The organism is Halomonas alkalicola (assembly GCF_030704205.1).
GTDB lineage: Bacteria > Pseudomonadota > Gammaproteobacteria > Pseudomonadales > Halomonadaceae > Halomonas > Halomonas alkalicola.
This window is the reverse complement of sequence record NZ_CP131913.1, coordinates 1,060,729-1,073,410: the sequence shown is the minus strand read 5'-3', so window position 1 is coordinate 1,073,410 and position 12,682 is coordinate 1,060,729. Positions and strand designations below refer to the sequence as shown.

The window sequence follows — 12,682 nt, the reverse complement described above, 5'->3', positions numbered from 1 at the left end:
TTGTCGTCACGATTCGGCCTGCTGCTTCACCTGTTGCACCGCGTCGGCCTTGGCCGCCGGTCAGTGCCCGGGCTGTAAGCCGCTCTCGGCGGCGGCCCGGGCGATGGCCCGGCAGTCTTCCAGGTAGTGGTCGACAGCGGCGCGGAAGGCGGCCTGCAACTCGGCGGCGCGCGCGCTGTGGAAGCTGATGCGGTCGGCGATCCCGAGGACGTGGCCGACGAACACCTCGTCTTCGGCGTCGAACTCGATGCGGGCGGCATAGCCCTGGTATTCGAGGGCGCGAGTCACACCGAAAACCCGTGATGGGTGCCGTCGGGCAGCTCGATGTCGAGACGCACTTTGCCGCCGATGGCCTCGACGTAGCGCTTGAGGGAGCTCAGGCGGAGGTCCTGGCCGCCCTTCTCCATGCCGGCGATGGTCGGTTGCTTGACGCCGAGGGCCTCGGCCATCTCTGCCTGCGTCATCTCGACCAGGCGGCGAACCTCCGCCAGGCGCAGCTCGAGCAGCATCTCGTCTGCCTTCTCCTTGGCCCGGCTGACGACCTCGGGTCGCTCGCTGGCGAGCAGTTGGTCCAGGGTGCGGGTCATGGCTATCACCTCACTTCAAGGATTCCAGGTGGGCGGCGTATTCCCGGTCGGCCACTGGGATCAGGTCATCATAGAAACGCTTGTTGCCGGTCTTGTCTCCGGCGCATAGCACGATGCCGGTTCGCCGCGGGTCGAAGGCGAAGAAGGCCCGGAGCGGCCGGCCCTGGCTCTGAATCCTCAGCTCTTTCATGTTGCGATACTGCGAGCCGTTCACCGTGTCGGCATGCGGCCGGGGCAACATCGGCCCTCGCTCCCTCAGCATCAAGAGCGCGGCCAGTACGTTCTCCCGGTCGGCATCGTCGAGCGAGAAGTACCACTCTTCAAACGTCCTGGTCTGCTCGATTTGCCACATAGGGTCATCCTTCGGCTATAGGGTAAAGCCTATATAGGCGGCGCCCTATAGTCAAGGCGGGGCAGCGCCACCTAAGAACCAGGGGCCGGGCTCGGTTATGCTCTGATACGCCATGCCGTCGGCGGCAATTTCGGCTTCATGTTGCTGCGAATTTGCTACTGAGTCGCTGAAATGCCCGTCATTGCTGGCGTGAGCTCCAATCCATCATCGGGGCGACGGAGAAGGTGCGGTCGAGCTGGGGCATCGGGCATCACGGGGTTGTTCGGAGAGGCCAGCATTCTACCAGCCCCCGGCGCGGGTTGCCCATGGCGGACATGCTGCGGCCCGTCGGGCCGGTCTGGGAGAAGGCGGTCGGCGCTTCGCGGTTGCCGCACTGCCGGCAGATCAGGGTCAGGCCTTGTACCCTGTGGGTGAGGGCGATCCTTCAAGCGCGAGCGACGCTAACCCTGGAACCTTACTCTGCGAGATGACGGCCATGTCCCACGAACTGACCGACCACCAGCTGGAGCTGCTGGCCCGCTTGCTGCAGCATGGCGGGGTCCTCTCCTCGCCCTTCGGCTACTCAGACGAGGACGCCCTGCTGCCGGCGCTGCGTGAGGATATCGCCGCGCTCGAGGAGAAGGGGCTGATCACGGTGACGCCCCATGCCGGCCGGGAGGGGGAGACCCTGACGCTGACCGAGGAGGGCTATGCGGCCCTCGACATGACCTGACGGGCCCGCCTGGTCGGCACGCGCTCAGGCGGTGAACACCGTGTAGAGCATCTGCAGCGCCAGGAGCATCAGCATGACCGCGAATACCCGCTTGAGGAGCGCCACCGGCAGGCGGTGGGCGAGCCTCGCGCCGAGGGGGGCGGTGAGGATGCTGAAGGGCGCCATGAGCAGCAGGGCGGGCAGGTAGACATAGCCCCAGGCGGCATCCGGCAGGCCGGCGGTGCCCCAGCCGTTGATCAGGTAGCCCAGCGCCCCGGCCAGGGCGATAGGCAGGCCCACCGCGGCGGAGGTGCCGATCGCCTGGGGCAGCCGGACGTTGCACCAGGTGAGGAAGGGCACGGTGAGCGAGCCGCCGCCGATGGCCACCAGCGCGGAGATGCCGCCGATGCCGAACCCCGCTCCGGAGAGGCCGACGGCGCCCGGCAGGGTGCGCGATGGCCTGGGCTTGAGGTTGGCGAACATCTGCAGCGACATCAGTACCATGAAGCAGGCGAAGAAGACCGCCAGGCCGCGGGTCGGTATCAGGGCCGCGATGAAGGTGGCCAGGAAGGTGCCGGCGAGGATCGCGGGGGTGATGAGGCGAACGACATGCCAGTTCACCGCGCCATGCCGATGGTGCGACCAGAGGCTGGCCGAGGCGGACGGCACGATGGCGGCCATGGCGGTGCCCAGGGCCAGGTGGGCGAGGTGCTCATGGGGGACGCCCTGGAGCACGAACAGGAAGGTCAGGATCGGCACCATGATGCCGCCGCCACCGATGCCGAGCATGCCGGCCATCAGGCCAACGAAGCTTCCCAGGGCCAGATAGGCCAGCCACCACAGGGGATCCACGGGCGTCTCCTCGATCGTCATGGGTTGTCGTGAAGAGGGCATTCTAGTGGAAAACCCGTGCCGACAGGCAATTGCCGGGTCGTGGGACGGTCGGCATGTGCTATGAAGAAGGACAGGCGGTGCCACTCCGGTACGCCTGGCGACGGGAGGCAGGACCATGATGGAGCGCAAGCAGCGACTCGAGACCCTGCGTGACGAGCTGGTCGAGCGAATCGATCGCTATCGTGACCACAAGGAGCAGCGTGCAGGCCCGCTGGACAAGGACATGGAGGAGCAGGCCATCGAGTTGCAGAACGACGAGGTGGTCGATGCCCTGGAGCGGGAGGCCGAGGATGAGCTGCGTCAGGTGATGCATGCCCTGGCGCGCATCGACGGCGGCGAAGGGGAGCTCTGCGAGGTGTGCGAGGAGCCGATCGCGGGCGAGCGTCTCGAGGCCCTGCCGTTCGCTACCCTCTGCCGAGACTGCGCCGAGCCACGTTGAGTGGTTCACGGGACGGGCAGCCCGAGCCGATGATAGCCTTGGCCTGGGAGTCATCGCTTGGGAGGTCATGCATGAAGCTGTGGTATCGAGGATGCAGCCTGGGGCTGCTGCTGCTGCTGGCGGGCTGCGGCGGCGCCGATAATGGTGACGCGGCGCCCGAGGCGCCGGCAGAGGAGCCGGAAGCGGAGGTGGTCGTCGAGGCGCCGGCGCCCGAACCGGAACCCGAGGTGGCACCCTTCGACGAGCCGGTCGCCATCGAGTTCGCGGCCAGCCTGCGCACCGACCGGCGGCTGATGGTCGAGGGGGAGAGCAATCTGCCCGAGGGGGCGCGGCTGCAGATCGTGGTGGAGCGGGAACTGAGCGGCGTGCGCTGGCAGCAACGTACCACCCTGCAGGAAGGGCGCTTCCATGCCGGTCCCTTCGGCCCGGGCAGTGGCCTGCCGGACGGCGGCTACACCATTACCGTGAACCTGCCCGAGGCCAGCGTGCAGCCGCTGGAGGTGCGGCGGAAGATCGGCCAGCAGGGCGAGCACCTGAGCGGTCCGCTGGTGAGTACCTCACGACACGGCCTGGGGCAGGTGGCCAGTGTCTCCCGGCGTTTCCTGGTGGGCAGCGAGCCGCGCCGGACCGATGATCGGGTCGAGGTCGAGGTGCTGGGCGTCGAGTAGAGCGAGGAAGCGGGCCGCCTCAGAGTGGGGCGGTCTGCCAGCGGGCCACCAGCTTGCCCAGCAGCCGGGTGTCCGGGGTATAGCCTTCGACCCGGTCGCTCTCCTCGGCGCTGAACAGCAGCTTGCCGTCATCGTCCTGGCTGACGCGACGGATGCAGTGACGCCCCTCTCGCTCGACCAGGTAGAGCCCGGTCTGATGGAAGATGTCGGTGGGGGCCACGGCGACCAGGTCACCTTCGCTCAGGAAGTCGAAATGCTCGCCAGGGGCCGGGGTCAGCAGGAAGCACTCTCCCTCCCACTGCTGGGCGGGCACCAGCTCGAAGGGCAGCTCGATGCGTCCGGCGGCGGGGTCCTGCCAGGGGGCGGGGGGCTGGCTGCGCAGGTAGAGAGGGGCGGCCCGGCCGCCGTTCTCGCCCTCCAGCAGCCGCGACAGGGGGCAGCCCAGGGCCTGGGACAGCGCCACCAGCCGCTCGTGGCCGATCTGGCGGATGGCGCCCGACTCCCAGTAGGAGATGGTCACGTCCGAAACGCCTACCCGTCGAGCCAGGGCCGCCTTGTTGAGGTTGGCCTCCAGACGGAGCTCCTTGATGCGCGGGCCTAGTGAATCCATCTCTTCATCCTGTCGTTGCATGTCTTGTGTTATCGGAACGTTAGGAAAAGCCGGCGACGATCATCCGGGATCCTGTGCGGCTGTGCAATAACGCGCATCAACGTTGATTAACCGCTTATGGCGCCATGGGTGGTGATCACCAGGCCACCGGATCCCCGGCCCAGTCGAAAAAGCTGGCGGCGCCGCCCAGCGCGCGCTCCCCCAGCACCGCGAGAAGCCGCTCGGCCACGAATGCCGGTGTGAACAGCTTGCCTTCCGGCACCCGGGCCTGGAAGGGGCGTGAGAGTCCGGTATCCGTGGTGCCAGGATGCAGGCAGACCACGGCGAGGGTTTTGTTGAGCCCTCGCAGCTCCACCGCGGCCGTCCTCATCAGCATGTTATGGGCCGCCTTGCTGGCGCGATAGGCGTACCAGCCGCCCAGACGATTGTCATCGATGGAGCCGACCCGGGCCGAGAGACTGGCCACCAGGGCCGGGTGCCCTCCCTTCAGGCTGGGCTGCAGCGCCTGGAGCAGCAGGGCCGGGGTCGTGGCATTGACGTGGAACAGGTGTGCCATGGCCTCGGCGTCGAGGTCGTCGAGCTTCTTCTCTGGGTGAATGCCGAGAGCCTCGTCATGCAGCATGCCGAGGGTGTTGAAGGTCAGGTGAAGCGGTGTGCCGTCCAGGTGGGCGGCCAGTCGCTCTCGGCCCTCGGGCGTGGTGAGGTCGGCTTCCAGCGGCTCCAGGCGGGGATCTGCATGGGGCATCGGGCGCCGGCTGGCGGCGATCACCCGGCCCGGCCTGGGGCTGGCCAGCAGGGTCTCCACCACCGCCCGGCCGATGCCGCCGCCGGCGCCGGTCACCAGCGTGGTGAAGCCCTCGGGAAGTTGCGCAAGCATGACGTGTCTCCTGGTCGGCCGGCGGGCCAGGTCGGGTAGCCTGACATTGACCGCGATCCACGCGGATGATTCCCGGTGACGGCTGCCGAGCGGGCGGCAGGTGCGTATAATGCGGCCATTCTTCCACCAGCACCGGGACACCGCAACGACATGACCGTACGCACGCGTATCGCGCCGTCACCGACCGGCGATCCCCACGTCGGCACCGCCTACATCGCCCTGTTCAACCTCTGCTTCGCCCGCCAGCACGGCGGCCAGTTCATCCTGCGCATCGAGGACACCGACCGGGTGCGCTCGACGGCCGAGTCCGAGCAGATGATCCTCGACTCCCTGCGCTGGCTGGGCCTGGAGTGGGGCGAGGGCCCCGACGTGGGTGGCCCTCATGGGCCCTATCGCCAGAGCGAGCGCGGCGACATCTACGCCGAGTACGCCCGCCAGCTGATCGAGGCGGGGCACGCCTTCAAGTGCTACCGCACCAGCGAGGAGCTCGATGAGCTGCGCGAGGCGCGCAAGGCTGCCGGCATGCACCTGGCGCTCAAGCCCGCGGACCTCGCCCTGCCCGCCGAGGAGCAGGCGCGCCGCGAGAAGGAGGGCTGGCCCTACGTGGTGCGCATGGCGGTGCCTGCCAGCGGCACCTGCGTGATCCAGGACATGCTGCGCGGCACCATCGAGGTGGACTGGGCCCAGGTGGATGCCCAGATCCTGCTCAAGTCCGACGGCATGCCCACCTATCACCTGGCCAACGTGGTCGATGACCACCTGATGGGGATTACCCATGTGCTGCGCGGTGAGGAGTGGATCAACTCGGCGCCCAAGCACCAGCTGCTCTACGAGTACTTCGGCTGGGAGATGCCCGAGCTCTGCCATATGCCGCTGCTGCGCAATCCCGACAAGTCGAAGCTCTCCAAGCGCAAGAACCCGACCTCGATCAACTACTACCGGCGCATGGGCTACCTGCCCCAGGCGGTGATCAACTACCTGGGCCGGATGGGGTGGTCGATGCCCGACGAGCGCGAGAAGTTCAGCCTCGACGAGATGATGGCCCATTTCGATATCCAGCGGGTCTCGCTGGGCGGCCCGGTCTTCGACCTCGAGAAGCTGACCTGGCTCAACGGCCTCTATATCCGCGAGGAGCTCGACGACGACGCCTTCCTCAGGGCGCTGATGGAGTGGGCCTTCAACGAGCGCTACGTGAAGGAGATCCTGCCCCAGGTGCGCCCGCGGGTGGAGACCCTCTCCGAGGTGGTGCCCCTGGCCGGCCACTTCTTCTCGGGGCTGCCGCGGATCGGCGAGGAGAGCTTCGACGGCGTCAAGCTGGGTCGCGAGGACCTGCTCAGGCTGCTGCAGTTCCTGGTGTGGCGCCTGGAGACGCTGCCCGCCTGGCACAAGGAGGCGCTGCTTAGCGAGGTGAAGGCTCTGGCCGCCCACTTCGACCTCAAGATGAAGGAGTTCCTGGCGCCGGTCTTCATCGCCATCACCGGCTCCGCCGCCAGCACCTCGGTGATGGACGCCATGGCGATCCTCGGCTCCGACATGACCCGGGCGCGCCTGCGCCACGCCATCGAGGTGCTCGGCGGCGTCTCCAAGAAGCAGGCCAAGCGCTTCGAGAAGGAATTCCGCGAACTCGCGTGATTTCCTGTTGACGAAGGCGAGTCGAATCAGTACTATACGACTCGTCTTCAGGGCACGGGGCCTTAGCTCAGCTGGGAGAGCGCAACACTGGCAGTGTTGAGGTCAGCGGTTCGATCCCGCTAGGCTCCACCAACCCCTCGAACGACACCTGCGTCCCATTCGTCTAGTGGCCTAGGACACCGCCCTTTCACGGCGGGAACAGGGGTTCGAACCCCCTATGGGACGCCACTCTTCCTGAAAAGGGCACTCTCTCTGAGTGCCCTTTTTTCATCGCCCGGTGGCGGTCGCCAGCGTTGATGCCTCTCACGTTATCTCCCTCTTGGGGCCCCTCTTGCGGGGCGATTTCTGCTTGACTTGTCCACCAGGCGGGGTTCCGTCGGTACGCCTGTGCACAGCAGGTCTGCAATCGCCCGTGTCTACAGGCTTTTTCATAAAGCCTTTCAAAATCAATGGTTTATACAAGATCAAAAATTGATCAATCTGAGCTCAGCCCCCAGTTCATGGCGATCTGACGGCCTTTTCTTGCGGTTGTGAACAGGTTTATCCACAGAATGTGTGGACAACGGCGAGTAAGCCTCTGGCGCTGTGCAGTATGGCTTTTGTCAACCTGAAAAGAGGGGGAGGCTAATACTGGCGGGGGAGGGGGGGGGGCGGGGCGGCGCCGGGGCGCCGCCCTGAAGCTCAGCGGTGGCCCACGGCGCGCAGTCGGCGCAGCAGCGAGGAGGTGTCCCAGCGGCCGCCGCCCATCACCTGGACATCGGCATAGAACTGGTCGACCAGAGCGGTGACCGGCAGTCGCGCCTGCAGCTGGCGGGCCTGCGCCAGGCAGATGCCGAGATCCTTGCGCATCCAGTCCACCGCGAAGCCGTGTTCGTACTCGTCGGCGATCATAGTGGCGTGGCGGTTCTCCATCTGCCAGGAGCCGGCCGCGCCCTTGGCGATGACGTCCACCACGCGCTGGCGATCGAGCCCCGCCTGCTCGGCGAAGTGCAGCCCCTCGGCCAGCCCCTGGACCAGGCCGGCGATACAGATCTGGTTGACCATCTTGGTGAGCTGGCCGCTGCCGGCGGCACCCATCAGGGTCACCGCACGGCCATAGTGGGCGAGCACGGCTTCGGCGCGTGCGAAGTCGTCGTCCTCGCCGCCGCACATGATGGTCAGAGCGCCGTTCTGGGCACCCTGCTGGCCGCCGGAGACCGGCGCGTCAAGAAAGCCGATGCCCTGCTCGCGGCAGGCGGCGTCGAGCTCCAGGGCGAGCTCCGCCGAGGCGGTGGTGTGGTCCACCAGCAGGCTGCCCTCTGCCATGCCGGAGAGCGCGCCCTGCTCGCCCGTGGTGACCTGGCGCACGTCATCATCGTTGCCCACGCAGACCAGCACCAGGTCGGCGCCTCTCGCCTCTCGCTCGCGGCCTCCTGGGGAGTGGGGTGGTGGCTGCCGCCATGTTCGGTGGCCCAGGCGGCGGCGCGGGCCTCGGTGCGGTTGTAGACGCGGACCTCGAGCCCGGCGCGGGCCAGGTGGCCGGCCATGGGATAGCCCATCACGCCCAGGCCGATGAAGGCGACTCTAGAGATGCTCTTGCTCATCCTGACTGCTCACTCTGGTTGGGAAGGTTGGGGGTCACGACGCAGAAAGCCGCCCGAAGGCGGCTTTCTGTAGAGTAGCGCATGCGGGCGTGGCCGCACCTGCCGTTGGCTTACTTGGCAGGATAGTCGCGCTGGGTGTGGCCGGTGTAGAGCTGACGCGGACGGCCGATCTTGTAGCTGTCGCTCAGCATCTCGTGCCAGTGGGAGATCCAGCCGATGGTGCGGGACACCGCGAAGATCACGGTGAACATGTTGGTCGGGATGCCCATGGCCTTGAGGATGATGCCGGAGTAGAAGTCGACGTTGGGGTAGAGCTGACGCTCGACGAAGTACTCGTCTTCCAGGGCGATCTGCTCCAGGCGCTTGGCGATCTTCAGCTGGGGATCGTCGATACCGAGCTCGGCCAGCACCTCGTCGCAGGTCTCCTTCATGACTTTGGCGCGCGGGTCGAAGTTGCGATAGACGCGGTGCCCGAAGCCCATCAGCTTGAAGGGGTCATCCTTGTCCTTGGCCTTGTCGATGAAGCGCTGGATGTTCTCCTCGGAGTCGTCGCCGATCTCGTCGAGCATCTTCAGCACCGCCTCGTTGGCGCCGCCGTGGGCCGGGCCCCACAGGGCGGCGATGCCGGCGCTGATGCAGGCGAAGGGGTTGGCGCCGGTGGAGCCTGCCAGGCGCACCGTGGAGGTGGAGGCATTCTGCTCGTGATCGGCGTGCAGCATGAAGATGCGGTCCATGGCCCTGGCGTAGACCGGGTTGACCTTGTACTCCTCGCACGGGGTGCTGAACATCATGTAGAGGAAGTTCTCTGCATAGCTCAGGTCGTTGCGCGGATAGTTGAAGGGCTGGCCCACGTTGTACTTGTAGGACATCGCGGCGATGGTCGGCATCTTGGCGATCAGGCGGATCGCGCTGATGATGCGGTCCTCTTCCACGGTGATGTCCATATGGTCGTGGTAGAAGGCAGCCAGGCCGCCCACGACGCCACACATGATCGACATCGGGTGGGCGTCGCGGCGGAAGCCCTTGAAGAAGTTGTTGATCTGGTCGTGGACCATGGTGTGGTTACGGACCCGCGACTCGAAGTCGGCGTACTGCTCGTCGCTCGGCAGCTCGCCGAACAGCAGCAGGTAGCACATCTCGACGAAGTCGGACTGCTTGGCGAGCTGGTCGATGGGGAAGCCGCGATGCAGCAGGGTGCCCTTGCCGCCGTCGATGTAGGTGATGGCCGACTGGCAGGAAGAGGTGGCCATGAAGCCGGGATCGTAGGTGAACAGGCCTTCGGCGCCCAGCCCGCGGACGTCGATCACGTCGGGGCCCAGGGTGCCCGAATAGACAGGCAGTTCGATCGTCTTGTCCAGACCGTCTACCGTCAGCGTCGCTTTCCTGTCAGCCATGAAAGGCCTCCTCTCGAGTTCGTGATAGGGCGATAAGTCGTTATTTCACTAGCGAGTTCGCAGCGAATGCCGGCGAAAAGGTTCGCCCACTATAGAAGCGTTCCAGCGATTGTCAATTAGCCCATGGCGACTGTTGTCTTGTGCATCCTCTTGACGCGGGTGAAGCTGTTGTACAATAAATGGTGCTGTGCACCACGCCCGCGCGGGCAGGGGTGTCTCCGGCGTGGGATGGGCCGGCGCGGGGGTGTCGACAACCTTTGCACCATGGTCTAGTAGGCCGCCGCTTCGTTTGTCATGGAGGGGCCATGTCCCTATAATCCACCCCGCGCGACTGGCAGGAATAGCGCTCTTGTCCGTCACCACGGGGCAAGTTCGCTCCTTCCCGAAACCACCGCCCGCTCGGGCCATGCCCGTCCTGTCGAGAGTGGGCCATAGAGAGTGTGTAGAGAGCCGTGAATAGCAAACGACCCGTAAATCTGGATCTGTCCACGATACAGTTTCCATTGCCCGCCCTGACGTCCATCGCCCACCGCATCACCGGCGTGATCCTCTTCGTCGGCCTGATCTTCGCCTTCTGGGCACTGAGCAAGTCGCTCTCCTCCCCGGCCGGCTTCCAGGCCGTGAGTGATGCCCTGGCCGGCAACTTCCTGGCCAAGCTGATCGCCTGGGGCCTGCTCTCGGCGCTGGCCTTTCATTTCGTGGCCGGCATCAAGCACCTGCTGATGGACGCAGATATCGGCGTGACCCTCGAGGGTGGCGTCAAGAAGGCGCAGATCACCGTGGTGGTGAGTGCGGTCCTGATCATTCTGGCGGGAGTCTGGGTATGGTAACCAACATCACGAATTTCGGCCGCAGTGGCCTCTCCGACTGGCTGATTCAGCGCGTGTCGGCGGTCATTCTGGCGCTCTACACCGTCTTCATCGTTCTCTATCTGCTGTTCAATCCCGGTCTCGACTACGTCACCTGGAGCGGCCTGTTCGCCCAGACCTGGATGCGCATCTTCTCGCTGCTGGCCTTCGTGTCGCTGGCCGCCCACGCCTGGGTCGGGCTGTGGACCGTGACCACCGACTACCTCAAGCCGACCGGCCTTCGCGTCGGCGCCCAGACCGCCATCATCCTGGCCATCTTCGTGTTCCTGGTCTGGGGCATTCAGATTCTGTGGGGAGCCTGATACATGTCCAACCTGCGTAGCCTTTCCTTCGACGCCATCATCATCGGTGGTGGCGGTGCCGGCCTGCGTGCCGCCCTCGAGCTGGCCAAGTCCGGCAAGAAGACCGCCGTGCTGTCCAAGGTCTTCCCGACCCGCTCCCATACCGTTTCCGCCCAGGGCGGCATCACCTGCGCCATCGCGTCTGCCGACCCCAACGACGACTGGCGCTGGCACATGTATGACACCGTCAAGGGCGGCGACTACATCGCCGACCAGGACGCGGCCGAGTACATGTGTTCCGAGGGCCCCAAGGCGGTCTTCGAGCTCGAGCACATGGGCCTGCCGTTCTCCCGCTTCGACAACGGCCGCATCTATCAGCGTCCGTTCGGTGGCCAGTCCAAGGAGTTCGGCGCCGGCGGCCAGGCGGCGCGTACCTGTGCCGCGGCCGACCGTACCGGCCATGCCCTGCTGCACACCCTTTATCAGAACAACCTGAAAAACAATACCACCTTCCTCAACGAGTGGTATGCGGTTGACCTGGTCAAGAACGCCAACGGCGACGTGGTAGGCTGCATCGCCATGGACATCGAGACCGGTGAAGTGGTCCACGTCAAGTCCAAGGCCACCGTGCTGGCCACCGGCGGCGCCGGTCGCATCTACGCCTCCACCACCAACGCCCTGATCAACACCGGCGACGGCATCGGCATGGCGCTGCGCGCCGGCTTCCCGATGCAGGACATGGAGATGTGGCAGTTCCACCCGACCGGCATCTACGGTGCGGGTACCCTGGTGACCGAAGGCTGCCGCGGTGAGGGTGGCTACCTGGTCAACAAGGATGGCGAGCGCTTCATGGAGCGTTACGCCCCCAACGCCAAGGACCTGGCCGGCCGCGACGTGGTCGCCCGCTCCATGGTGATGGAGATCCTCGAGGGCCGCGGCTGCGGCGAGCACGGCGACCACGTCTTCCTGAAGCTCGACCACCTGGGCGAGGAAGTGCTCGGCAAGCGTCTGCCCGGCATCGTCGAACTCTCCAAGACCTTCGCCCACGTGGACCCGGCCAAGGAGCCGATCCCGGTGGTGCCGACCTGCCACTACATGATGGGCGGCGTGCCGACCAACATCCACGGCCAGGCGATCATGCAGGACGCCGACGGCAACGACCAGATCATCAACGGTCTGTTCGCCTGCGGCGAGGCGGCCTGTGTGTCGGTGCACGGCGCCAACCGCCTGGGCGGCAACTCGCTGCTGGACCTGGTGGTCTTCGGCCGCGCGGCCGGCATGTTCATCGAGGGGGCGCTCAACGAGGGTATCGACTACCTCGACGCCTCCGAGTCCGACATCGAGTCGGCCATGAAGCGCATGAACCGCTGGAACGAGTCCACTGGCGGCGAGACCGTCCCGGAGCTCAAGCGCGAGCTGCAGAACATCATGCAGAACTCCTTCGGCGTGTTCCGCGAGGAGAAGAACATGGTCGAGGGCGTCAAGCAGCTGGCCGCACTGCGCGAGCGCATCGCCAATGCCTACCTGCCGGACAAGTCCAACGCCTTCAACACCGCGCGCGTCGAGGCCCTGGAGCTGGACAACCTGATGGAAGTCGCCGAGGCGACCGCCATCGCCGCTCTCGAGCGCAAGGAGAGCCGTGGCGCCCATTCCCGCTACGACTATCCGGATCGCGACGACGTCAACTGGCTGAAGCACTCGCTCTACTTCCCGGCAGAGAAGAAGCTCGGCAAGCGTGACGTCAACTTCACGCCGAAGACCGTCGATACGTTCGAGCCGAAAGTCCGCACCTACTGAGGGGAGTC

At 65.9% G+C, this 12,682-nt stretch carries 14 protein-coding genes, 2 tRNA genes and 1 pseudogene; 9 read left to right on the top strand and 8 right to left on the bottom strand.

Going from position 1 to position 12,682, the window contains the following annotated elements; translation table 11 throughout:
• Window positions 1–60: 60 nt before the first annotated feature.
• From B6N23_RS05150 to B6N23_RS05140, 3 genes are read right to left on the bottom strand one after another with little or no spacing between them, the layout of a single operon-like run.
• On the bottom strand, window positions 61–288 hold the full coding sequence (locus B6N23_RS05150; protein WP_305502500.1) for a hypothetical protein: 228 nt from the start codon (window positions 286–288) through the stop codon (window positions 61–63).
• Window positions 285–587 carry a helix-turn-helix domain-containing protein gene (locus B6N23_RS05145; RefSeq protein WP_253444181.1) on the bottom strand — a complete coding sequence of 101 codons (303 nt, stop codon included), beginning with the start codon at window positions 585–587 and terminating at the stop codon, window positions 285–287. Before B6N23_RS05145 ends, B6N23_RS05150 begins: the two co-directional genes overlap by 4 nt.
• Window positions 588–597: 10 nt before the next feature.
• On the bottom strand, window positions 598–939 hold the full coding sequence (locus B6N23_RS05140) for a type II toxin-antitoxin system RelE/ParE family toxin (RefSeq protein ID WP_305502494.1): 342 nt from the start codon (window positions 937–939) through the stop codon (window positions 598–600).
• A 475-nt stretch (window positions 940–1,414) separates the two neighbouring features.
• Between B6N23_RS05140 and B6N23_RS05135 the strand changes: the two genes are divergently transcribed.
• Window positions 1,415–1,651, top strand: a complete 237-nt coding sequence (locus tag B6N23_RS05135; protein WP_305502492.1) for a hypothetical protein — start codon at window positions 1,415–1,417, stop codon at window positions 1,649–1,651.
• A gap of 24 nt (window positions 1,652–1,675) precedes the next feature.
• Here B6N23_RS05135 and B6N23_RS05130 read toward each other — a convergent pair whose 3' ends face one another.
• A complete protein-coding gene (locus B6N23_RS05130) occupies window positions 1,676–2,503 on the bottom strand; it encodes a sulfite exporter TauE/SafE family protein (RefSeq protein ID WP_169957795.1) in 828 nt (275 codons plus the stop codon).
• A gap of 136 nt (window positions 2,504–2,639) precedes the next feature.
• On the opposite strand from B6N23_RS05130, the gene B6N23_RS05125 reads away from it, so the two are divergent.
• Window positions 2,640–2,963: a TraR/DksA family transcriptional regulator gene (locus B6N23_RS05125; protein ID WP_169957796.1), complete on the top strand. Its 324-nt coding sequence runs from the start codon at window positions 2,640–2,642 to the stop codon at window positions 2,961–2,963.
• 71 nt (window positions 2,964–3,034) lie between these two features.
• Entirely contained in the window at window positions 3,035–3,631 is a 597-nt protein-coding gene (locus B6N23_RS05120) for a hypothetical protein (RefSeq protein WP_305502489.1), read from the top strand.
• A gap of 19 nt (window positions 3,632–3,650) precedes the next feature.
• Here B6N23_RS05120 and B6N23_RS05115 read toward each other — a convergent pair whose 3' ends face one another.
• Both B6N23_RS05115 and B6N23_RS05110 read right to left on the bottom strand, forming a co-directional pair.
• Entirely contained in the window at window positions 3,651–4,241 is a 591-nt protein-coding gene (locus B6N23_RS05115) for a helix-turn-helix domain-containing protein (RefSeq protein WP_305502487.1), read from the bottom strand.
• A 136-nt stretch (window positions 4,242–4,377) separates the two neighbouring features.
• Window positions 4,378–5,118: an SDR family NAD(P)-dependent oxidoreductase gene (locus tag B6N23_RS05110; protein WP_305502484.1), complete on the bottom strand. Its 741-nt coding sequence runs from the start codon at window positions 5,116–5,118 to the stop codon at window positions 4,378–4,380.
• A 150-nt stretch (window positions 5,119–5,268) separates the two neighbouring features.
• Between B6N23_RS05110 and gltX the strand changes: the two genes are divergently transcribed.
• From gltX to B6N23_RS05095, 3 genes are all read left to right on the top strand, one after another.
• Window positions 5,269–6,750 carry a glutamate--tRNA ligase gene (gene gltX / locus B6N23_RS05105; protein ID WP_305502482.1) on the top strand — a complete coding sequence of 494 codons (1,482 nt, stop codon included), beginning with the start codon at window positions 5,269–5,271 and terminating at the stop codon, window positions 6,748–6,750.
• 56 nt (window positions 6,751–6,806) lie between these two features.
• A tRNA-Ala gene (locus B6N23_RS05100) sits at window positions 6,807–6,882 on the top strand.
• Between the two features lie 20 nt (window positions 6,883–6,902).
• Window positions 6,903–6,978, top strand: a tRNA-Glu gene (locus B6N23_RS05095).
• A 453-nt stretch (window positions 6,979–7,431) separates the two neighbouring features.
• Here the strand turns inward: B6N23_RS05095 and B6N23_RS05090 are convergent.
• Window positions 7,432–8,333 (bottom strand): annotated as a pseudogene (locus B6N23_RS05090) (NAD(P)-dependent oxidoreductase).
• Window positions 8,334–8,443: 110 nt separating this feature from the next.
• The gene (gltA, locus tag B6N23_RS05085; RefSeq protein WP_305502480.1) at window positions 8,444–9,727 is read right to left on the bottom strand and encodes a citrate synthase; all 1,284 of its coding nucleotides are present in this window, start codon (window positions 9,725–9,727) and stop codon (window positions 8,444–8,446) included.
• 452 nt (window positions 9,728–10,179) lie between these two features.
• Between gltA and sdhC the strand changes: the two genes are divergently transcribed.
• The 3 genes from sdhC to sdhA are packed head-to-tail and all read left to right on the top strand — an operon-like array spanning window position 10,180 to window position 12,674.
• Window positions 10,180–10,557, top strand: coding sequence for a succinate dehydrogenase, cytochrome b556 subunit (gene sdhC / locus B6N23_RS05080; protein WP_305502478.1), 378 nt, complete (start codon window positions 10,180–10,182; stop codon window positions 10,555–10,557).
• Window positions 10,551–10,898 carry a succinate dehydrogenase, hydrophobic membrane anchor protein gene (sdhD, locus tag B6N23_RS05075; RefSeq protein WP_169957802.1) on the top strand — a complete coding sequence of 116 codons (348 nt, stop codon included), beginning with the start codon at window positions 10,551–10,553 and terminating at the stop codon, window positions 10,896–10,898. Before sdhC ends, sdhD begins: the two co-directional genes overlap by 7 nt.
• A gap of 3 nt (window positions 10,899–10,901) precedes the next feature.
• A complete protein-coding gene (sdhA, locus tag B6N23_RS05070) occupies window positions 10,902–12,674 on the top strand; it encodes a succinate dehydrogenase flavoprotein subunit (RefSeq protein WP_169957803.1) in 1,773 nt (590 codons plus the stop codon).
• Window positions 12,675–12,682: the final 8 nt, after the last annotated feature.